This is a genomic window from Acidovorax sp. PRC11, from assembly GCF_031844105.1.
Lineage (GTDB): Bacteria > Pseudomonadota > Gammaproteobacteria > Burkholderiales > Burkholderiaceae_C > Paracidovorax.
In genome coordinates this window covers 21,369-42,947 of record NZ_JAUZUQ010000019.1, presented here as the reverse complement: position 1 = coordinate 42,947, position 21,579 = coordinate 21,369, and the positions used below count along the sequence as shown (strand labels likewise).

At 66.5% G+C, this 21,579-nt stretch carries 14 protein-coding genes; 6 read left to right on the top strand and 8 right to left on the bottom strand.

Annotated elements, in window-relative coordinates; translation table 11 throughout:
• The first annotated feature begins 620 nt into the window (after positions 1 to 620).
• The 3 genes from Q9R47_RS19010 (at position 621) to Q9R47_RS19000 (ending at position 6,016) form a co-directional block, all read left to right on the top strand.
• Positions 621 to 1,991 (top strand): RES family NAD+ phosphorylase, encoded by a 1,371-nt coding sequence (locus Q9R47_RS19010; RefSeq protein WP_050042450.1) that lies wholly within the window; start codon positions 621 to 623, stop codon positions 1,989 to 1,991.
• A 207-nt stretch (positions 1,992 to 2,198) separates the two neighbouring features.
• Entirely contained in the window at positions 2,199 to 4,835 is a 2,637-nt protein-coding gene (locus Q9R47_RS19005) for an AAA family ATPase (protein ID WP_061289673.1), read from the top strand.
• 212 nt (positions 4,836 to 5,047) lie between these two features.
• Complete coding sequence (locus Q9R47_RS19000; protein WP_061289670.1) at positions 5,048 to 6,016, top strand: HNH endonuclease; 969 nt, start codon at positions 5,048 to 5,050, stop codon at positions 6,014 to 6,016.
• Positions 6,017 to 6,097: 81 nt separating this feature from the next.
• On the opposite strand, the gene Q9R47_RS18995 is transcribed toward Q9R47_RS19000, so the two are convergent.
• The 4 genes from Q9R47_RS18995 to dnaG form a co-directional block, all read right to left on the bottom strand.
• On the bottom strand, positions 6,098 to 7,246 hold the full coding sequence (locus Q9R47_RS18995) for a YhcG family protein (RefSeq protein ID WP_061289668.1): 1,149 nt from the start codon (positions 7,244 to 7,246) through the stop codon (positions 6,098 to 6,100).
• The gene (locus tag Q9R47_RS18990; protein WP_061289664.1) at positions 7,243 to 8,442 is read right to left on the bottom strand and encodes a site-specific integrase; all 1,200 of its coding nucleotides are present in this window, start codon (positions 8,440 to 8,442) and stop codon (positions 7,243 to 7,245) included. The genes Q9R47_RS18995 and Q9R47_RS18990 overlap by 4 nt, the downstream gene beginning before the upstream one ends.
• A 228-nt stretch (positions 8,443 to 8,670) precedes the next feature.
• The gene (gene rpoD / locus Q9R47_RS18985; RefSeq protein ID WP_311234716.1) at positions 8,671 to 11,037 is read right to left on the bottom strand and encodes an RNA polymerase sigma factor RpoD; all 2,367 of its coding nucleotides are present in this window, start codon (positions 11,035 to 11,037) and stop codon (positions 8,671 to 8,673) included.
• Between the two features lie 234 nt (positions 11,038 to 11,271).
• The gene (gene dnaG / locus Q9R47_RS18980) at positions 11,272 to 13,326 is read right to left on the bottom strand and encodes a DNA primase (protein WP_311234715.1); all 2,055 of its coding nucleotides are present in this window, start codon (positions 13,324 to 13,326) and stop codon (positions 11,272 to 11,274) included.
• A gap of 241 nt (positions 13,327 to 13,567) precedes the next feature.
• On the opposite strand from dnaG, the gene Q9R47_RS18975 reads away from it, so the two are divergent.
• Positions 13,568 to 14,452 carry an EAL domain-containing protein gene (locus Q9R47_RS18975; RefSeq protein WP_311234714.1) on the top strand — a complete coding sequence of 295 codons (885 nt, stop codon included), beginning with the start codon at positions 13,568 to 13,570 and terminating at the stop codon, positions 14,450 to 14,452.
• Between the two features lie 43 nt (positions 14,453 to 14,495).
• Here Q9R47_RS18975 and dctP read toward each other — a convergent pair whose 3' ends face one another.
• The 4 genes from dctP to Q9R47_RS18955 all read right to left on the bottom strand — a co-directional run bounded on the left by dctP (position 14,496) and on the right by Q9R47_RS18955 (position 19,823).
• Complete coding sequence (gene dctP / locus Q9R47_RS18970; RefSeq protein WP_311234713.1) at positions 14,496 to 15,476, bottom strand: TRAP transporter substrate-binding protein DctP; 981 nt, start codon at positions 15,474 to 15,476, stop codon at positions 14,496 to 14,498.
• 164 nt (positions 15,477 to 15,640) lie between these two features.
• Positions 15,641 to 17,233 carry an alkaline phosphatase D family protein gene (locus Q9R47_RS18965; protein WP_311234712.1) on the bottom strand — a complete coding sequence of 531 codons (1,593 nt, stop codon included), beginning with the start codon at positions 17,231 to 17,233 and terminating at the stop codon, positions 15,641 to 15,643.
• Entirely contained in the window at positions 17,217 to 18,767 is a 1,551-nt protein-coding gene (locus tag Q9R47_RS18960) for a diguanylate cyclase (protein ID WP_311234711.1), read from the bottom strand. Before Q9R47_RS18960 ends, Q9R47_RS18965 begins: the two co-directional genes overlap by 17 nt.
• Before the next feature lie 81 nt (positions 18,768 to 18,848).
• Positions 18,849 to 19,823 carry an NADPH:quinone oxidoreductase family protein gene (locus Q9R47_RS18955; RefSeq protein ID WP_311234710.1) on the bottom strand — a complete coding sequence of 325 codons (975 nt, stop codon included), beginning with the start codon at positions 19,821 to 19,823 and terminating at the stop codon, positions 18,849 to 18,851.
• A 139-nt stretch (positions 19,824 to 19,962) separates the two neighbouring features.
• On the opposite strand from Q9R47_RS18955, the gene surE reads away from it, so the two are divergent.
• Together surE and Q9R47_RS18945 are read left to right on the top strand one after the other, a co-directional pair.
• Positions 19,963 to 20,784, top strand: a complete 822-nt coding sequence (gene surE / locus Q9R47_RS18950) for a 5'/3'-nucleotidase SurE (protein WP_311234709.1) — start codon at positions 19,963 to 19,965, stop codon at positions 20,782 to 20,784.
• The gene (locus Q9R47_RS18945; protein ID WP_311234708.1) at positions 20,784 to 21,569 is read left to right on the top strand and encodes a protein-L-isoaspartate(D-aspartate) O-methyltransferase; all 786 of its coding nucleotides are present in this window, start codon (positions 20,784 to 20,786) and stop codon (positions 21,567 to 21,569) included. The genes surE and Q9R47_RS18945 overlap by 1 nt, the downstream gene beginning before the upstream one ends.
• Positions 21,570 to 21,579: the final 10 nt, after the last annotated feature.

Below are 21,579 nucleotides of genomic sequence, written 5' to 3'. Positions count from 1 at the left end.
ATTCGGAGCCCAGCCTTTCGGCTGTTCGGTGCGGTCGGCACGAAGAACCCGGTTGGCCTCGTTGCCACCGTCTTTCCTGAGTTCATCGCCCGCGACGAAAGGGAGCGCGCGCACGGGCGCCGTCAAGGAAACAAGCGCAGGGTGGGTGCGGCCCGCAGGCGCAGCCGAGGACACGGCCCTGCGCGCCTTGATGGCGCACGGGCGCGGGCTACAGTCGCGGACAAGGTGATGGAGTCAGGAAAGATGGCTGGACAGGCAACGGCCGCCATTCACGCCGACCGCAAGGCAAGCGAAGCGCGCAGGCCCGAAGCTGGAAGCCGGGCCGGAGGCGTCAGCCGAGCGGAGCGAGGGGACGATGGAAGCCCGTCAGGGGCGAGACCCCGAAGGGGGCTCGATGCGCAGCACGACAGCGCGACCGGCCATGTTTCTTGGCCGGGGACGCCCTGCATCCACAACCGACAAAGCATGAGTGCCTAACTCAGTAGCTTGTCGTTACGCTAATCTAACGCTGGTACGCCCATGAAAAGGGACGGGACATGGCGCCCGCCTAGCAGGATTTCGCCTGCTTCGTGTAGTGCGGCGCCGAGGACAGAGCAAATCAAAAATAATGGAGCAGCATCTTGAGCGGAGTCGATCTGGATGAAAAGGCAGTCTGTGGCACATGCATCGGCAATCAGTTTCTAAGCCAGAAGATAAGTGCCAGCGAAACGACCGATGTGGCGTGTGCCTATTGCGGACGGAACGCGCCGACCTTGGAGCTATATGAAATCGCGCAGATTTTTGACCACGAGTTCCAGGACAACTATCAAGTTGCCGACAATGTTCTTCGTGAGGATCATGGGTATCCGTCTCTCGGGGATGAACTCCAGGAGGTCATTCAGCAAGAGGTAGAACCCGCATCCAATGCGCTTGCCGACGATTTATTCGAAATCGTGCGGACTATCTGGGAACGCGACGCATACGATGGCCAGGCACCAGAGGCGGACGCCTTATTCATTAAAACTGGCGTAGCAGACCACTGGCTTCATCGCCGATGGCACGACATGCAGGACAGTCTTCGGACGCGCGCCAGGTTTGTTAACCCAGACGCACTCGAAGTGCTCCAGATGGTCTTCGACAAGGTGGACACAGATGCCACTGCCTCAGGCGAACCTTTGATTATCGCGGTCGGCCCCGGTCATGAATTGGGAACTCTTTTTCGCGCACGTGTTTTTCAGAACGACGATGCCTTAGAGAAGGCGCTGGAAGACCCAGACGCTCAACTGGGACCACCGCCTTCGAGTGTTGGCAGCGCGGGACGCATGAACGCCAGAGGCATCTCGATGTTCTACGGCGCCAATTCGCCAGACGTCGCGATTGCCGAAGTACGGCCTCCCGTTGGAAGCCGTGTTGCGGTTGCAGAATTCAAAATTCTTCGTTCAATACGATTGCTGGACTTGACGCGCCTGCCGCAAATTCCATCTGTCATCAATCGCAGCATGTTTGATGCGTCATCACTGGAAAGTGCGCGGCGGCAGAAGTTTCTTTCTCAACTCGAAAGAGTACTCACCAAGCCCGTCCTCCCTGAGCACAGTGAGGATGGCTATCTGTTGACGCAAGTGATATCCGACTATCTCGCCACCCATGCGAAGCTCAATTTGGATGGATTAATCTTCCGCTCTGCACAGGTGCCAGCATCCGAAAACAAGCGCCCGCTCAACGTCACGCTATTCAACAAAGCATCGTTCGTAAAGAGATTTTTCAAGAGACATGGGCGTGAGTTAAATGCCTATCTATACGAAACGGACGATGAGGGTGATCAATGGTTTCATCCACAGGTTTGGTACAAAGAAGATCCCGCATCGCTCAACGATGACTGGGATTTCTTGGAAAGAACCGATCCGACGTTGGAGCTTATCCCACAGTCCATAGTCATCTGCGAAATCAAAGGCATCAGCTATGACATACGGAAATCGGAGGTGCAATTGATGGACGTATCTGAGCGGACTTAGGGCGGAGGGTTTTGCTCGCTACCAAATGCATGAGAAGGCAATGCCGCGTGGTGGCGGTTTGGTGCGAAACGCAAGGCACTGTGCGCGAGCCTTGCAGCGGAACCCTGGGGGGTCATAATGTTTCCGTTTGCAACAGCGCTCCCATGGCCTGTGCGGCGAATCGGGAGAGCTTCTGGACGATAAATGACACGACGGCGGGAGGGGCCTATGTCGATATTGCAGGAGATACTGGACTGGACGAAGGGGTTGCCTGAGTGGCAGAGCGATGCGGTGGCCCGCCTGCTGGCCAAGCAAACGCTCACGATAGAGGATCAGGATGACCTCTTCGCGCTACTCAAAGCGGCACATGGCATCCCAGATCCCAAAGACCGCAAGCCCAAGCCGCTGACGGCAGATCAGATTCCCGCTCCGGTCCAAGCGACAACTCACGTTGAGCTGCGAGCCATCAAGAGCATGCGGCACGTCAACGCGATTGCGGAGAATCAACGTCTGCCCTTCGGCGCCTCTGGAATGACCGTCATCTATGGCGATAACGGTTCAGGCAAGTCGGGGTACTCCCGTGTGCTCAAGCGCGCATGTCGTGCGCGCGATCAGACGGAGGCTATTCATCCGAACGCCAACTTGCCTGCAGGCAAAGCCGGGACTCCGGAAGCCACGTTCGAAATCGCAATCGATGGAGTTGCGCAAGATGCACACTGGCAACACGGCAAAGTGGCTCCTGCAGCGCTTTCGTCATTTGCGATTTTCGACTCGCGTTGCGCTCGCGCCTACCTCGACAGAGAGGACGATTTCTCCTATGTGCCCTACGGGCTCGATGTATTCGAAGGGCTGGCCAAAGTCTGCAAGCAGTTGAAGACGGCGATCGAGACTGAATACACCCAATCCGCCGCTGATCTGTCCGCCTTTGCGCCATTGCAAGGCGACACACCCGTCGGCAAGTTAGTCGCCTCGCTTTCCGCCAAGACGGCCCTAGCCCAGATTGAAGCGCTGGCAACGGTGACCCCAGAGGAACTGACCCAACATGCGTCTCTGGACAAGAGCCTGAAGGAGAACAACCCGAAGGAGAAGGCCGCGCAACTGCGCTTGCGCGCTCGCCGTATCACAGCTATCGCAGCGAATGCGGCCAGCAAAGGCGCACAGGTGGATCAAGCTGTCGTCGCCAAGCTGAAAGGTCTGGCAGACAGCTATCGCACGGCGCAGACTGCAGCCGCCCTCGCCGCGAAGCAGTTCAAGGAAGGTGAGAACCTGCTGCCGGGTACCGGCGGCGAGACATGGCGTGAACTATTCGAGGCAGCGCGCAAGTTCGCCATCGAATCCCACCCAGACAAATCGTTCCCCGCGCTGGGCGCGGACGCACCTTGCCCGCTCTGCCAACAACCCCTTGCCGAAGGCTCCGACCGCTTGCTGCGCTTCGAAGCCTTTATTCAACAGGAAGCGGAGAAGACATCCCAGGCACGCCGTGTTGCCCTGTACGCGGAATACAAGCCGTTCGCTGCGCAGGTTCTCACGCTGAATCTCGACGACGTGACATATGGAGAAATCGAGGCCTTGGACCCGCAACTGGCCGCCGATGCCAAGGCTTTCGAGCCGCTCCTGGCCGCTCGCCAGGAGGCCATCAAAGCGGCAGTGATCTCGCATCAGTGGGACGACGTCAGTCAACCTCTGGTCAATCCGACCGAGCGCCTTCAGGCTTTGGCTGACAAGCTGAATGCCGAAGCGGTGACCTTGGAGAAGGCCTCGGACGAAAAGGCCCGTGCGACCCTGCAGAAGCAGTTCCTGGAACTGGATGCACGGGTAAGACTGAGTCAGATCAAGGATGCTGTCGTCACCGCCGTCAATCGACTCGCCCACCAGGCCAAGCTCACGAAGTGCCTGTCTGCCGTGAAGACCAACGCCATCTCGTTAAAGGCGTCGGAACTGGCGGAGAAGGTTGTGTCGAAGGAACTGGCCGACGCCCTGAACCGCGAATTCAAGGCGCTCGGTGTCGGCACGTTGCGCGTTTCGCTGCAGAGTCGGTCGGATAGGGGTAAAGCCCTGCACAAGCTCAAGCTGGAACTACCACAAAGCCGCAGTCCGAGTGACATCTTGAGCGAGGGCGAGCAGCGTGCGATCGCGATCGGCTCCTTCCTTGCTGAGGTCGGCCTGAGTGGCGGTAAGGGCGGCATCGTGTTCGATGATCCGGTGTCATCGCTCGATCACCGTCGGCGTGAACGTGTGGCAAAGCGCCTGACTGCAGAGGCAGCGCAGCGGCAGGTCGTGGTGTTTACCCATGACATCTATTTCCTGTGCCTGCTGGTCGAAGAAGCGAAGTTGGCCGGTGTCCCGATTGCAACCCAAAGCCTGACCCGCCGCGCAGAGGGCTTCGGGGTTGCGGACCCCGATCTCCCATTCGAGGGAAAGACCGCGAGCAAGCGCGTCAGCGCCCTGAAAGCCCAGCATCAAGCCATCGCCAAACTCCACAAGGACGGCGAAGAGCAAGAACACAGACGGCAGACCGTTGATGCCTATTTCCGCTTGCGCATGGCATGGGAACGTGCCGTCGAGGAAGTACTACTGCGAGAGGTCATCCTTCGCTTCCGCAAAGGTGTCGAGACGCAGCGGCTGGCCGGTGTTGTAGTTGAGGATGATGACTACGCGCAAGTGAACGCGGGCATGACAAAGTGCTCGAACTACGCGCACGATAAGGCACTCATGGGTGGTGTCGCCGTCCCGGAACCCGATGAACTGCTCGCCGACATCATGGCGCTGGAAACCTGGCGCGGACAGGTCGAGACGCGCAACGTGAACACGGCCAAGAAGCGTAAGGCCGGACCTGCCGTCGCGTCACTTGCCGCAGCGCCGTAGACGGCTCAAGGTACTTTCATCGAGTTTCGGAGACTCGCAGTATCAACCTTTCCCATTCGGTGCTCAAGTCATCACACAGCGTCGCCGACACGGCGGCCGCAGTGCCCTTGGGCGTTTTGCGACGCCCAGGGGCCGGATCAAACGACAATCCGGCCTGCATGCCGTGTATCGCGCGCATAGGCGCTCAACCATCATCTCAAAACGAAAGCTTCATGACCTCTCTCGAAGCCAATATCAAGTTCTACGAAACGCACTACGACATGCTGCGGCAATGGTTCCTGCGCCCAGGAGATAAGGTTGTCCTCGGCGACAGGCAGAATCGCACTTGCAGGTTTTGCGGTAGGAAGCCGCCCGAGGTGACCTTCCGCAAGGTCGCTCATGCGATACCGGAAGCACTCGGCAACAAGAGCATAGAGAGCGTGTATGAGTGCGACGACTGCAATGAAGGGTTTGGACGCGGCATCGAGAACGATCTAGGCAACTGGTCGAAGCCAACACGTACCTTCGCACGCATTCGTGGAAAAAGTGGCGTGCCGACCTTGAAGAAAGGCGGCGACGGGAAAGGCTGGCGAATCGAGTACGGCGCTGCGGGCTTCAATATCACCTCGTATGAGGATGACCCGCTTTACCAGATAGACGAAGCGAACCAGCGGATCACCTTTCAGCTCAAGCGCGATTCCTATACGCCGGTCGCAGTGCTCAAGGCGTTCATGAAGATTGGCCTGACATTGCTCCCCGACGAAGAAGTCGGAAACTTCCCACACTTGATGAGTTGGGTGAGGTCAACCGACCACAGTCGTCGATTTGCGGATCAGTGCCCGATCATTCGTACATTTCAGCCAGGGCCAATGCCGAACGATTTGATCGCCGCATTTGTCCTGCGGCGAAAAGCTCACGTCGCGAACTATCCCTACATGTTCTTGGTACTGGCCTACGGGAACGAGGTATTCCAAGTGCAGTTACCGTCGGAAAAACACGACCTCGCCCTGAACGGTCAGCCAGTTTCAATTCTTCCCTTTCCGACACCGGGTTCACCAGACCCGGCACGGTATGGGCCATCCAAGGTTCGGGTGCTGGATCTAACCGGGCGTGAGGTAGTCAAAGGAGAGGTCGTTCCGGTTCAAGTTGGCTACGAACTTGCCGTCCACAAGACGGGGCCAGACGCGGCCTCGGAAGCGTAGAGCGATAAGAGGCGCGGGGTGCAGCCCGTGAACCCGACGGCGGCACGCCAGGACGCCCAGCTATTGCTGGAGTTTCCGGGACTACTTCGACGTACGCAGCTCCAACAGGTGCCGCGCGGTTTCCAGCTCTTTCTGCAACAGTTCGGCATCCGGCAGCACGGTACGGTAGTTCGCCGCCATCACCTTCGAAGGCAAGCCTTCCAGCGCATACCGCGCCAGCGCATGGCCCTTGTCTGCGCACAGAATCAAGCCCACGGGCGGGTTTTCCTCGGGGTAGGCCCAATGTTCCTTGGCATAGTTGCAATACATGTGCATCTGGCCCACGTCCGCATGGGTCAGGCTCCCTAGCTTCAAGTCGATGATGACCAGGCAGCGCAACTTGCGATGGAACAGCAGCAAGTCCACCCGATACCAGGTCTGGTCGATGCGCAAGCGCCGCTGCCGCCCGATGAAGGTGAACCCTTCACCCAGCTCCAGAAGAAAATCTTCCAGCCGCCGGATCAAGGCGGCTTCCAGATCGGACTCCGAATACTCGTCCTTGAGGTCGAGGAACTCCAGCACATACGGGTCTTTGATGGCATCGCCCGGAGCGACGGCATCCTCGGGCTTCGGCACCGCGCCCTTGGCCAGCATCGCCGCTTTGTTTTTCGACAGCGCCGTGCGCTCATAGAACTGGCTGCCGATCTGCCGGTCAAGCTGGCGCACGCTCCAGCCGCCACGCAGCGCCTCGATTTCGTAGAACCGGCGGGCATGGTCGTGCTTGACCACCAGCAGCCGGACATAAGCTGACCACGGCAGCGTGAACACCTGCGCCAGCTCGGCGAGGCTCAATTTCCCAGGCACCGTCTGGGATTTCTGGCCGGGCGGCTCGTTTCCCAATTTCCCAGACAGTGTCTGGGAAATCTCGGAAACAGGGTATGCGAGGAAGAACCGCCGCATGTTCTCCAGGTTGTTGACGCCAAAGCCCCGCCCGAACCGCGCGGTCAGGTCAGCGGACAACCGGGCCATCAACTGTTCGCCGTACCCCGCGCGCCGCTTGCCCTGTTGTTCGGCCTCCACGATGCGGCGGCCAATCTCCCAGTAGCTGGCCGTCATCAGCGCATTGACGCTGCGCGCTGCTGCCTGGCGCGCGGCATCGAGCAGTTCCACGATGCCGCCGTGGATGCCCGCGTAGCCGGCAGGTACGGCGGCGGGTGCGGCTCCCACCGCCGCAGGCGTCTTCCTGGTCATGCGACCACCTCCGCAGGCCGCTGCGCCTCGGTGATCGTCTTGCGCCGGTTCGCCACCAACTCGGCGGCCTTGCGCACCGGGTCGTCCTCGGTGTGGACGTAGCGCATGAACATCGCCACGGTCTTGTGCGCCGTCAGCGCCATGCCGACCTTGACAGGGATGCCCGAGTTGGCAATGTCCGTGGCCGAGCGATGGCGGATGCCGTGCGTGCCCACATGGGCCGCGCCCGCCGCCTTGAGGGCGCGGCTCCAGCCGCCGTAGTACTCGCCCGTGGTCAGATGCTTGCCGGGGTGGCGCGGAGAAGGCAGCACGTAAGGGCTGCCCTCCTGCCGTGGGGCCGTCGAGAGCAGCCGGTAGGCTTCCTCGCTCATGGGCTTGGACATGCCGCCGGTCTTGCTGTCGGGCCAGACCACACGCCGGTTTTCCAGATCCACCCAAGCCCATTCGAGCGTGACGACTTCGGAGCGGCGACCGGCGAACTCGAACTGCAGGCGGATCGCCAGCGGGATGACGTAGTTCTCCAGGCCCTCGGCCTCGATGTGCTCCAGTCGCCGAAACAGCTTGCCCATGTCCTCGTCGCTGATGAGGTGGGTGGCCTTGCCGTTGGGGTACATCGGGACGTGGCGGCAGGGGTTGGTGCCGTCCGGCCGGTGGCCCCACACCTCGGCCAGGTTGAACATCTTGCGCATCACGCTGAAAGCGCGGTTCGCCTCGGCCGGCTTGTGGGCCATCTTCTTCATCGCCGTGGCCACGTCCGGCCGCTTCACATCCTGCACCTTCATGCGGCCCAGCATCGGAACGATGCAGCGGTCTATGACGGCCTGATACCCCCGCTGGGTGCTGGGCTTGTTGCGCTGCTTGGAGTAGTCCTCCATGAACTTGGTGCACAGCTCCTTGACCGTGGGGGCTGCGCGGGCAGCGGCCTTGGCCGCGCTGGGGTCGCCGCCCCGGCGCACCTCGGCCAGCCATTCCTGGGCCAGCGAGCGGGCCTGCTCGACGGTCAGTTCCCCGTACAGGCCCAGAGCGGGCTTGCGCCGCTCGCCGGCGTTCGTGCGGTACTGGAGCATGAAGACCTTGCGGCCCGCTGGTGTAACCTTGCACAGGAAGCCGGGCACCAGCGTGTCCCGGAGTTCGACGGCCTGCGCCTGGGGTTGCGCAGCATCGACTGCGGACTTGGTGAGCTTGAGTTTTGCCACGATGACTCCTCGGAAAGACCCGATTCCCAAGAGCCATGTAGGGGCCAGCAGAGGGGAAGCCGGGTCAGGTTTCGGAAAGCACCGGCATATGTTGAACTCGCCTAAGTTATTGATAAACCTGCTGTATCGGGCTTCGGCGTAGTCCAGCGAAGTTCGGTGCTGGAGTCATGGTGAAATGAAAAAAGCCCCGGCCGGTGAGCACGGGGCTTTCGAAGGGAGCGGCGCGGATCAGAGCGAATCGATGAAGCTGCGCAGCTTGTCGCTGCGGCTCGGGTGCTTGAGCTTGCGCAGGGCCTTGGCCTCGATCTGGCGGATGCGCTCGCGGGTCACGTCGAACTGCTTGCCGACTTCTTCCAGCGTGTGGTCGGTGGACATCTCGATGCCGAAGCGCATGCGCAGCACCTTGGCTTCGCGCGGCGTGAGGCCGTCCAGGATGTCCTTGACCACGTCGCGCAGGCCGGCCTGCATGGCGGCATCGATCGGGGCGGTGTTGGCACCGTCCTCGATGAAGTCGCCCAGGTGGCTGTCGTCGTCGTCGCCGATCGGCGTTTCCATGGAGATCGGCTCCTTGGCGATCTTCATGATCTTGCGGATCTTGTCTTCCGGGATCTCCATCTTCGCGGCCAGGATCGAGGCGTCCGGCTCGAAGCCGAACTCCTGCAGATGCTGGCGCGAGATGCGGTTCATCTTGTTGATCGTCTCGATCATGTGGACCGGGATGCGGATGGTCCGCGCCTGGTCGGCGATCGAGCGCGTGATGGCCTGGCGGATCCACCACGTGGCGTAGGTCGAGAACTTGTAGCCGCGGCGGTATTCGAACTTGTCCACCGCCTTCATCAGGCCGATGTTGCCTTCCTGGATCAGGTCGAGGAACTGCAGGCCGCGGTTGGTGTACTTCTTGGCGATGGAGATCACGAGGCGCAGGTTGGCCTCGATCATTTCCTTCTTCGCGTCGCGCGAGGCGGACTCGCCTTCGTTCATGCGCTTGTTGATGTCCTTGAGCTCGGACAGCGGCACCACCACGCGGGACTGCAGGTCCATCAGGCGCTGCTGCAGTTCCTGCACCGGCGGGATGTTGCGCGCGAGCACGGCGCTCCAGGGCTTGCCGGCGGCGGCCTGCTTCTCGACCCACTGCAGGTTGAGCAGGTTGGGCGGGAATTCCTTGATGAAGGTTTCCTGCGGCATGCCGCACTTGTCCACGATGATGCGGCGCAGCTCGCGCTCCTTCTTGCGCACGTCGTCCACCTGGGCGCGCACCATGTCGCACAGCTTCTCGATGGTCTTGGCCGTGAAGCGGATGGTCATCAGCTCGGCCGAGATGGAGTGCTGGGCCTTCATGTAGGCCGGCGTGCCGTAGCCTTCCTTGTCGTAGACCTTGTGCATGCGCTCGAACAGGCCGCGCAGCGTGTCGAAGCGGCGCAGCGCCTCGTTCTTCAGCTCTTCGAGCTTCTTGGTGAGCGCCTTGGAGCCGCCCTTGCCGTCGTCGTCGTCCTCTTCGTCGAATTCGTCGAAGTCTTCCTCGGCCACGTAGTCGTCGGCCTCGTTGGGGTTCGAGAAGCCGTCCACGATGGTGGAGATGACGACCTTGCCCTCGCGGATCTCCTCGCCCATGGCGAGGATCTCGGCGATGGTGGCGGGCGAGGCGCTGATGGCTTCCATCATGGCCTGCAGGCCGCCTTCGATGCGCTTGGCGATCTCGATCTCGCCCTCGCGGGTGAGCAGCTCCACGGTGCCCATCTCGCGCATGTACATGCGGACCGGGTCGGTGGTGCGGCCGAATTCGCTGTCCACGGTGGAGAGCGCGGCCTCGGCTTCTTCCTCGGCTTCCTCGACGGTGGTGGCCGTGGGCGTCACGTTGTTCTGGAACAGCGTCTCGGCGTCGGGGGTCTGCTCGTACACGGCCACGCCCATGTCGTTGAGCATGGTGACCACGACTTCCATGGTCTCGGCATCGACCAGCTTGTCGGGCAGGTGGTCGGAGATCTCGACCTGCGTGAGGTAGCCGCGCGTCTTGCCGAGCGTGATCAGGGCCTTCAGGCGCGAGCGGCGCTTGGCCAGGTCTTCCTCGGACAGGACGGTGTCGTCCAGCCCGAATTCCTTCATCAGCGCGCGTTCCTTCGCCTTGCTGATCTTCATGCGCAGCGGCTTGACCTTCTCGGTCGTGGCGGCGGCTGCGGCAGGCGCGGCCTCGGCGGGCTCGGCCTCGACCTCGCCTTCGAGTTCGGATTCGATGTCGGACAGGTCGGCATCGTCGCCGCCGGCGTCGTCCTCGGAGGCCTTGGGCTTGCGGCCGCGCTTGGCGGGCACCTTGGCGCCGGCCGCCGCGGTGGCGGCCTTGGCCGGGCGGCCGGGACGCTTCTTGGGCGCTTCGTCGTCATCGCCCACCACGGTCGTGGCGGCCTTGGCGCGGCCGGCCTTCTTGGCGGTGGTTTCTTCGGAGGCTTCGGGCTTGTCGGCGGACTTGTTCACGGGCACGGATGGGGCTTTCTTGGCGGCAGGAGCGGCTTGCGTCGCGGCGGTTGTCGAGATCGGGGCGGCCTTCGCGGCGGTTTCAGGGGCGGACTTGGGCGGCTTCGCGGACTTTTGAGCGGGCATGGAAGACCTCAGATTCAAAAACGGACACACAAAGGAAACGCCAGCGCCTCGTCTACCGGCGCGGGTGGCACGGCGAAGGCGGGGCCTTCGCGGCTCGGAGGTGGGCCCCCGTAAGGCAAGATGTGTGGGCGAACATTTGGTGTGCAGTCCTTGCGGTGTGGAGGGCGGTGTGCGTGTGTGTCACGATTGCCCGGCCCGGAGGTGCTGCTGTCGCTCTTGCCGATGAACCTTACATTATAGCCCGCCCGGTTTTTTCAAGTCCGCGGGTGCGATCCCCTGCAGCACCTGGCGCCGCTGCTGGAGCGCACGGTAGCGCTCCAGGGCGGAGGGGTCGTGCGCCGCCTGCTGGATGAGTTCCTTTTCCTGGCGCTTGATGTCCTCGATCAGCATGCGGTCGAGCAGGTCGCGCAACTCGGCCCGCAGCTCCGCCGTCTCGCCCTCGGTCTGGGCGTGCGAGCCTGTCATCACGCGCACCGCCAGCGTTTCGCAGTCGTGGCCGCGCAGGCTCTCGCGCAGCACGGCCCAGGCGAGCGGCCCGTGCTCGTGCCACTGGCCCTCCAGCCAGTTGAAGAGCGGCCCGTGCGGCGCGGGCTGCGCGCACAGCGTGGCGTGGTCCTCGTGCGAAAGCTCTTCCAGGAACTCCATGTGCGAGAGCAGCAGGCGCGCCGCATGGTCGCCGCGCCCGGCGGCGGGCGTGGAGGGCAGGGGCGGCTGCGGCGGGCGCTGCTCTTCGCCGCGGCCGCGCCACTTGCCCTTGCCCTTCCAGTCGCCGCCGTCCTTGCGCCAGGGCTTGGCACCGCCCGTGCCCGTGCCAGGGCCGGGGCCCATGCCGCCCTGGCCGTGTCCGTAGCCTTCGTCCCGCGCGGGCGCCCAGCCGCCGCCGTCCGGCGGCCCGCCCCAGGGCGGCGCGTCGTCGGCGGCAGGGGCTCCCTGCGCCGCTGCGGCGCCCTGCGACCGGGCGCCGCCGCCATGGCGGCCGGCGTCCTGCGCGGCAGCCTGGTTCCAGAGGTCCGACAGATCGGCCGCCGTGAGCTGGGCCAGTTCCGCCAGTTCGCCGAGCAACTGCCGCTTGAGCGCGCCGTCCGGCAGCGCGCTCCAGAGCGGCCGGGCGTTCGCGGCCATGCGGGCGCGGCCCTCGGCCTGGCCCAGGTCGCAGCCGTCGCCCGCCGCCTCCACCAGGAAGCGGCTCAGCGGCAGGGCGCCCTGCACATGGCGGGCGAACGCCTCGGTGCCGTGCTCGCGGATGAAGCTGTCGGGGTCGTGCTCGGCGGGCAGGAACAGGAATTTCACGCTGCGCGTGTCGGTGGCGTAGGGCAGGGCGCCGTCGAGCGCCTTGCGCGCCGCGCGGCGCCCCGCTGCGTCGCCGTCGAAGCTGAACACCACCGTGTCGGTGAAGCGGAACAGCTTGTGCACATGGTCCGGCGTGCAGGCCGTGCCCAGGGTGGCCACGGCGTTCGGGAAACCGAGCTGCGCGAGCGCGACCACGTCCATGTAGCCCTCGGCCACGAGCGCGTAGCCGTGCTCGCGGATCGCGGTGCGCGCCTCGAACAGGCCGTAGAGCTCGCGCCCCTTGTGGAAGACGGGCGTCTCGGGCGAATTCAGGTACTTGGGCTTGTCGTCGCCCAGCACCCGCCCGCCGAAGCCGATGCATTCGCCCTTCACGTTGCGGATCGGGAACATCACGCGGTCGCGGAAGCGGTCGTAGCGCTTGGCGTCCTCTTCGTTCACGATGACCAGGCCGCTTTCGTGCAGCAGCGGGTTGTCGTATTCGGGGAACACGCTGGCGAGCGTGCGCCAGCCCTCGGGCGCGTAGCCCAGGCCATAGCGCTTGGCGATCGCCCCGGACACGCCGCGCCCCTTGAAGTACGCGATGGCCCGCGGCGAATCGCGCAGGTGCCTGCGGTAGGCGTCTCCGGCCTTCTCCAGCACGTCGGTGAGCGTGGCCTGCTTCTGGCGCTGCGCGGCGGCGCGCTCGCGCTCTTGCGGCGAGACGTCGTCCTGCGGCACCTGCAGGCCCACCTGCTGGGCAAGATCCTGCACGGCCTCGACGAAGCCCATGCCGGCATGCTCCATCAGGAAGCTGATCGCGTTGCCGTTCTTTCCGCAGCCGAAGCAGTGGTAGAACTGCTTGGAGGGGCTCACGCTGAACGAGGGCGATTTCTCTCCGTGGAAGGGGCACAGCCCCATGAAATTCGCCCCGCCTTTCTTGAGCTGCACGTAGCGCCCGACGATGTCGACCACGTCGACGCGCGAAAGCAACTCCTGGATGAACGGCTGGGGGATGGACACCGGGGGATTTTCGCCGCAATCGCCCACGGGGCTTCGCAGTCTGCCGTGCGCTATTCAAAGGATAGCGGCAGGCCTTGGCCCGGCGTGGCTTGCGGAAGGGTGGGGCTCGCGGTGCATGGTCCGCCGCGCCAGGGCCGGGAGTGTAGGACGTGGCCGCGCCCTGCAATCCGCGGCATGCACGGGGCACCCGGCTGCACTAAGCTGCGGCGAAACCTTCTGTAACCCCGATTTTTTTCCCGCCATGCCTGCGCAAGCTCCCAAAGCCACCGCCTGCACCGCGTGCCGCGATGGCGCTGCGGCGCTCGACTTCACCTTCACCATGGCGTTCCAGCCGATCGTGGACCTGCGCCACGGCGGCAGCGTGTTCGCCTACGAGGCGCTCGTGCGCGGCGCGGACGGCAGCTCGGCGGCCAGCGTGCTGGCCCGGGTGAACGACACCAACCGCTATGCGTTCGATCAGGCCTGCCGCGTGCGTGCCGTCGAACTGGCGGCCCGCCTGGGCGTGGACTGCCGCCTCAGCATCAACTTCCTGCCGAACGCCGTCTACCAGCCCGAGGCGTGCATCCGCCTCACGCTGGAGGCCGCGCGGCGCACCGGCTTCCCGGTCGAGCGCATCATCTTCGAGGTGGCCGAGCACGAGAATTCGCACGACAGGGAACACCTCAACCGCATCCTGCGCGCTTACCGCCGCCAGGGGCTGCGCACCGCCATCGACGATTTCGGCGCGGGATATGCGGGCCTGGGCCTGCTCGCGGACTTCCAGCCCGACATGCTGAAGATCGACATGGCGCTGGTGCGGGGCATCTGCACCGATCCGGTCCGCCAGGCCATCGTGCGCAGCATCGTGTCCATGGGGGAGGCCCTGGGCATCGCCGTCATCGCCGAGGGCGTGGAGACCGAGGAAGAGCTGCGGCCCCTGCGTGCCATGGGCGTGCATTTGTTCCAGGGGTATTTCTTCGCGCGCCCGGCCGTCGAGGCCCTGCCGCCCGTGCAATGGCCCGCCGGAGCCGGCTTCGGCACCGCGGCGCAGGAAGCGCCGCCCGCCGGCAGTACGGGCGCGCTGGCCGCGTCCTCCGCGCGCGGGCTCCCGCTGCGCGCCGCGGGGCTGGCGTTCGGGATCGGCTGAGCGCTGGGCCCGGAACACGGCGGCCCGCACGCCCCCGCGGCACTCACTGTTCGGAGATGATGGTCAGCAGGTCGCCCCGCACGTCGGGATGCGCGGTGTACTTCTTGTAGAGCGGCGCCATCCGCCGCACGTAGGGCGAGAAATCCGCCACGGGCGAGAACTGCACGCCTTCCTTGGTCAATGCCGTCCGTGCCGCGCTCATGCGCTGCTCCCACAGTCTGCGCATCAGCAGTGCAGAGGTCTTTCCGGCATCGAGGAACGCCCGCTGGTCTTCGGGGGCCATGCGGTCCCAGAGGCGGGTGGAGACGACCAGCGCCTCCGGCGAGATCATGTGCTGGTCCAGGAGCATGTAACGGGCCGCCTTGTAGAGTGCTCCGGCTTCGTAGTCGACCATCGTGCCTTCGGCGCAGTCGATCTTGCCGCTCCGGAAGGCTTCCAGCACCTCCTTGTCCGGCATCGGTACCGGAACCGCTCCGAGCAGCCTGACCATCTCGGCATGGGCTTCGACGTTCCGCACCCGCACGCGCAGGCCCGCCATGTCCGACTGCCGGGTGATGGGCTTCTCCGCGCAGTAGAAATAGCTGCCGCCGCCGTTGTACCAGCCCAGCACCACGTAGCCGGAGGCCTTGAGCTTTTCGGTGAAGCGCTGGCCCATCGGCCCGTCCAGATGGCGGAACATGTGCGCCGCGCCGCTGAACAGGAAAGGCAGATGGAAGGCCTCCAGCGTGGGGATCGTGTCGGAGAGCGGATCCGCGTCGATGCCGGCGACGTCGATCTCGCCGGCCTTGAGCATCTGCACGGCCAGGGCCTGCTCGCCGATCGCGGCGTTGGGCAGGAACTGGATGCGGTAGCGGCCCTGCGTGCCGGCCTGCACTGCCGCGGCGAAACTCCGCAGCGCCTCGGTGGCGGGAGCGCCATCGGGATGCGGGTTCCATGCCCGCAGCGGCGCCGGCGTCTGGCTGGCGGCGGGCCAGGCCAGCAGTATGAGCGTGCAGGCAGCCGCGGCCCGGAAAACCTGGTGCATGAGATCCCCCCTCGGTGTTGGAAAAGCTCCGCAGCGGGCGTGCGTCCGGCGACGGCGCGGCACCGCTTTACTGTCGAGCATTCTCCGCGCGCATCCTCGCGCCACGCAAGAATTTTCCGTTGCTCGGAACGGCGTAAAAACCACACCCGTGGCGTCGGACGAATTCAGTCCCTGGACGGTCCGGGCCGGCCGTCTTCCACCACGAACCGCGCGAGCGTGGAGCAGCCGCTGTCGGGCCGCAGCGGGTCGTCCACCGTGCGCAGCACCGTGGTCCAGCGCTGCGGCGTGACCTCGGCCAGGCCCCAGCCGCGCAGGTCGCTGCGCGCCAGCAGCACGTGGGGGTTGAGCCGCGCGATGGCGTCCACCCGCTCCTGGGTGGTGCCGGCCCGCGAGCTGATCGAGGTGCCGCAGAACTCGCTGGCCAGGACGGCGCCGTCCGGCCCCGGGGCGCGCACTTCGCAGACGTAGTTCTGGTGGATGTCTCCGCCCAGCAGCACGGTGTTGCGCGGCGAGCGGTCAGCGATCGTGGCGAGCAGGCGGTCGCGCGCCGCGGGGTACCCGTCCCAGCTGTCCGTGCCCTGGCGCCCGGACGGCGTGCGGCGCGGCGAGAACAGCGTCTGCTGCGCGATCACGCTCCAGCGCGGTGCCGCGCCGGCATCGCCGCCCCGGTCCGCGTCTTCCGCCAGCCCCGCATCCAGCCAGCGCTCCTGCCGCATTCCGAGGAAACTGCGCGACGGGTCCGCCAGTTCGGCGCATGCGTCCGGCCGCACCGCGTCCGCCCCGGCGCCCGTCACGCGGCAGGCCTGCCGGGTGCGGAACTGGCGCGCGTCGAGCAGGTGCAGCCGGGCCAGGCGCCCCCAGGCGAGGCGCCGGTACAGCTGCAGGCCGCCGAAGCCGCCGGCGGCCTGCAGCGCCGCGGCGCGCAGCGGCATGTGCTCGTAGTACGCCTGGTAGGCCGCGTCGCGCAGCGCCGCGAATGCGGCGGGGTCCGTCTCCCGTCCTGTCGTTCCGGCGTAGTCGTTCTCCACCTCGTGGTCGTCCCAGGTCACGGCCCAGGGGGCCGCGGCGTGGGCCGACTGCAGGGCCGGGTCGCTGCGGTGCAGCGCGTAGCGGTCGCGGAAGTCGGCCAGCGTGCGGGCGTGGCGCAGTGCATGGACGCGCGCCAGCCCCGACGCGTCGGCCGGGCTCGCGTATTCGTAGATGTAGTCGCCCAGGAACAGCACCAGATCGGGCGCGTGGCGGCAGACATCGGCCCATGCGGCGTAGTGCCCGTGCTCCCAGCGCTGGCAGGAGGCGAACGCGAGGCGCAGGCGCGGCGCGCGGTCGTCCGGCGCCGGCGCGGTCCGCGTGCGGCCGGTGGCGCTCGCGGCGTCGCCGTGCAGGAACCGGTAGAAATACCAGCGTCCGGGCTCCAGGCCGCGCAGTTCCACGTGCACGCTGTGCCCCAGTTCCGGAAGGGCGGTGGCCGTGCCCTGGCGCACGATGCGGCGGAACCGGTCGTCGTGCGCGAGTTCCCAGCGCACGGTCGCCGGGACGGATGCGGCGCCGGGCTCGGGCGGCATCAGCCGGGTCCAGAGGACGACGCCGTCGGGCGCCGGGTCGCCGCTCGCCACGCCGAGCGCGAACGGGTCGTGTCGCCACCCGGAGGACGCCCAGGCCCAGCGGGGCAGGGCGCAGGGCGCCGCCGCCGAAGCCGCCAGCCGCAGCAGCGTGCGGCGGTCCAGCGCCTGCCGGACCGGATCAGGCGGCCATGACACGGTTCTTGCCCGAGCGCTTGGCGAGGTACATGCCCTGGTCGGCGCGGCGGATGGCGTCGGCGGTGGTCTCCTGCGGGGCCACCTGCGCCACGCCGGCGCTGAAGGTGATGAGCACCTTCTCCTGGTCCTTGAGGAAGTAGCGGGTGGTCAGTTCGCGCTGCAGGCGCGCCATGGCCTCCACGCCCTGCGCCAGCGCGGTGTCGGGCAGGACGATCACGAACTCCTCGCCGCCGTAGCGCGCGAGCTGGTCCTGCGGGCGCATGACCTCGCGGGTCACGCCCGCCAGGTGCTTCAGCGCCTCGTCCCCGGCGGTGTGGCCCAGCCGGTCGTTGATGGCCTTGAAGTTGTCGACGTCCAGCAGCGCCACGCAGAGCGGCGCGTCGTTGCGCAGCGCGCGCGCCACCTCGCGCTCCAGCGCCTCGTCCAGTCCCTTGCGGTTCAGCGATCCCGTGAGCGGATCGTGGCGCGCCTGGGCGCTGGCGCGGTCCAGCTCCTCCTGCAGCTTGGCGATCTCGGCGTGGCGCGCCTCCGAACGCTCGCGCAGGTTCTGCAGTTCATCGCGCGTCAGGCGGGTGTCGAGCGCCATCGCGCGCGTGGCGCCCATGACCTCCTCCAGCAGCGGCGTGATCTGGTCGAGGCTCGTGGCCCGGCCGATCTGCTCGGCGCAGCGCTCCATCTTCTCGTGGTAGGTGCTGCTGGAGGCGGTGATCTGCGCGAGGCGCTCGATGAAGGTGGCCAGCAGGTCCTTCATCTGCTGCTGGGCCTGCACGGAGCGCTCGCGCGCCTCGTTCTGCTTGAAGATCACGTCCTTCAAGCGGCGCTGCACGTCGTCCAGGCGCCTGAGCGTGAGCGGCGGGGCGGAGGCGGCCATCAGCGCTTCGGCCTGGCCCTGCAGCCACTGGTCGTCCTGGCTCAGCACCGCGATGTTCTCGAACACCATGCGCAGCAGGGCGAGCAGCCCGGCGCGTATCGATGCCTGGTCCTCGGTGGCGAACGAGAGGCGGTAGCTGAAGTTGTTCAGCATCAGCACCAGCGTGGAGACCGGCGGCGCGGGCTGGCGCAGGAACTGGGTGAGCTGCGCGGCCAGCTCGTGCACGCGCGCGTCGTCCTCGCCCAGGCCGGGCAGGGTGTTCTCGATGAGCCGCGCCAGTTGCTCGGCCATGTCGTCGGGCAGGATGCCGGGGGACGCCGCGGCGGCGCCGGGCGCGGGTGGCGGGGCCACCTCCACCGGCGCGGTGCTGCCGCTGTGCAGGCCGAGGTTCGCATAGCCGACGAGCACGCCCTGCAGCTGCGACCAGTCGCCCTGGTCGATGGCGGCCTCGAACTGGCCCAGCAGGCGCCTCTGCGCGGGCGTCTGGCCCGGCAGCACCCGCAGGATGTGGCGCAGCGGGCCTTCCGGGAAAGCGCCCGCCATGCGCGTGCCGGCAATCTCCTCGTAGAGCGCCTGGTAGTTGTCGGGCGTGGGCGCGAGGCGGCGGGCCGCCAGCTGTTTGAGGGTTTCTCGCGCGATCTCTGAAGGGGGGCGGTCGGCCATCGGCGTGCACGGCGGGTAGAAGAGGGCCCGAGTGTGACAGACGGCCCGGGGCTTGAACAGGACGGCGGGGCCGCCGGCCCGTCAGTTCACCAGCACCAGCTTTCCCTGCACGGCACGCGAGGCCATGCGTTCATAGGCGGCATGCAGCTGCGCCATGGGCATCGTGCGGTCGATCACCGGCTTGACGGCGCCTTCGCCGTACCAGCGCGCCAGCTCGGCCATCATGGCCGCATTCGCCTTCGGCTCGCGCCGCGAGAATTCGCCCCAGAACACGCCCACGATCGACGCGCCCTTGAGCAGGGGCAGGTTGAGCGGCAGGGCGGGAATGGGGCCGGCCGCGAAGCCCACCACCAGGTAGCGGCCGCGCCAGGCGATCGAGCGGAACGCCGGCTCGGTGAAATCGCCGCCGACGGGGTCGTAGATCACGTCCGGGCCCTTGCCGTCGGTGAGGCGCTTGATCGCCTCGCGCAGGTTCTCGGCGCTGTAGTTGATGACGGCGTCGGCGCCGGTGGACAGGCACAGCGCGCACTTTTCGTCGGTCGATGCCGCCGCGATCACGCGCGCCCCCATTTTCTTGGCGATCTGGATCGCCGCGGTGCCCACGCCGCCGGCCGCGCCCAGCACCAGCACCGTCTCGCCGGCCTTCAGCTGCGCGCGGTCCACGAGCGCATGGTGCGAGGTGGCGTAGATCATGATGAAGGCCGCCGCATCCACGTGCGGGAAGCCGTCGGGCAGCGGCATGCAGAGCGCCGCGGGCGCGACGGTGTGCGTGCCGAAGCCGCCGGTGCCGGTGAGGCACGCCACGTTCTGGCCGACACGCAGGTGCTCCACGCCCTCGCCCACGGCCTGCACGACGCCGGCGTATTCCGAGCCGGGAACGAACGGCGGATCGGGCTTCATCTGGTACTTGTTCTGCACGATCAGCAGATCGGGGAAGTTCAGGCTCGCGGCGCGGATCTCGATCAGCACCTCGCCGCGCTTCGGCGCCGGCGTGGGCAGTTCGGTCCAGGCGAGGTTGTCCACGCCCGTGGGCTGGGTGCAAAGCCATGCGTGCATGCGGTGTCTCCTTCGGTCGATGGCGGGCATCATAGGCGGCGGCCGCGCGGCGCCGATGTCCCAGGAGCGACGGCCGGCCGGCGGCGCGGCCCCCCGGGGCGCGGCCTACAATCTTCGCGCACTCCGCCCTCCGCGACCCATGAAGATCCTCCTCTCCAACGACGACGGCTACCAGGCGCCCGGCATCGTGGCGCTCCACCAGGCGCTGCGGGACATGCCCGGCGTCGAGGTCGACGTCGTGGCGCCCGAGCACAACAACAGCGCCAAATCGAACGCCCTGACGCTGCATTCGCCGCTCTACGTCCAGCGCGCGCCCAATGGCTTCCGCTACGTGAACGGCACCCCGGCCGACTGCGTGCACATCGCGCTCACCGGGCTGCTGGGCTACCGGCCCGACCTGGTGGTCTCCGGCATCAACAACGGCGCCAACATGGGCGACGACACCATCTATTCCGGCACCGTCGGCGCGGCCATGGAGGGCTATCTCTTCGGCGTGCCGGCGATCGCGTTCTCGCAGGTCGACAAGGGCTGGGGCGAGATCGAATCCGCCGCCCGCAAGGCGACCGAGATCGTGGCGCAGATGCAGGCGCAGCACCTCGTCGGCGAAGTGCCGTGGCTGCTCAACATCAACATTCCCAATCTGCCGTTCGAGCGCCTGCTCGACGTGAAGGTGTGCCGCCTGGGCCGCCGGCACGCGGCCGAGCGCGTGATCGAGCAGGAGAGCCCGCGCGGGGAGCGCATGTACTGGATCGGCGGCGCCGGCCCTGCCAAGGACGATTCCGAGGGCACGGACTTCCATGCTACGGCGCTCGGGCACGTGGCGCTCACGCCGCTGAAGGTGGACCTGACCGACCACGAGGGCCTGGCCTACTGGAGCGACACGGCCGTCCGCCTGGCGCCGCGGCCCGCGGACGAGGATGGTGCCGGCGCGCCCCGCGCCGAGGCCGCCGGGGCGCTCTGATGCAGCGCCGCCCCGGTTTTCCCGCACAGCTCGATCGGGCGCCCGCGCCCGGCGCGCCGCGCGCCCCCGCGCCCGCCCGGCCGCCGCCGGGGAGCACGGCGGCCGCTGCCGTGCCGGTGCCGCAGGGGCTGGGGCTGGATTCGGCCGCCGTGCGCGCGCGCATGGTGCAGCGGCTCGCGGCAGGCGGCATCACGTCGCCGGCCGTCCTGCAGGCGATGGGGGCCGTGGAGCGGCACCGCTTCGTCGACACCGCGCTCGTCAACCAGGCCTATGAGGACACCAGCCTGCCGATCGGCCTGGGGCAGACCATCTCCAAGCCCAGCGTGGTGGCGCGCATGACCGAACTGCTGCTCGGCGCCGAAGGCGCGCGCAGCGCGGGCCTCGGGCGGGTGCTGGAAATCGGCACCGGCTGCGGCTACCAGGCGGCGGTGCTCGCGCGGGTGGCCCGCGAGGTGTACACCATCGAGCGGCTGCGCGCGTTGCATGAGAAGGCCCGCGACAATCTGCGGCCCTGGCGGCTCACCAATGCGCACCTGATCCTGGGCGACGGCATGGTGGGCTATGCCAAAGGGGCGCCGTACGCCGCCATCATCGCGGCCGCGGGCGGGGACGCCATTCCCGAGGCCTGGCTCGAGCAACTCGCCGTGGGAGGCCGCCTGGTGGCGCCCATGGCAGCGGCGGCGGGGCGGCAGGTTCTCGTGGTGATCGACCGGACTCCCCAAGGGCTTCAGCAGCGCACGCTGGAGGCCGTTCATTTTGTCCCTCTAAAATCGGGGATTGCCTGAAGGAATTGCT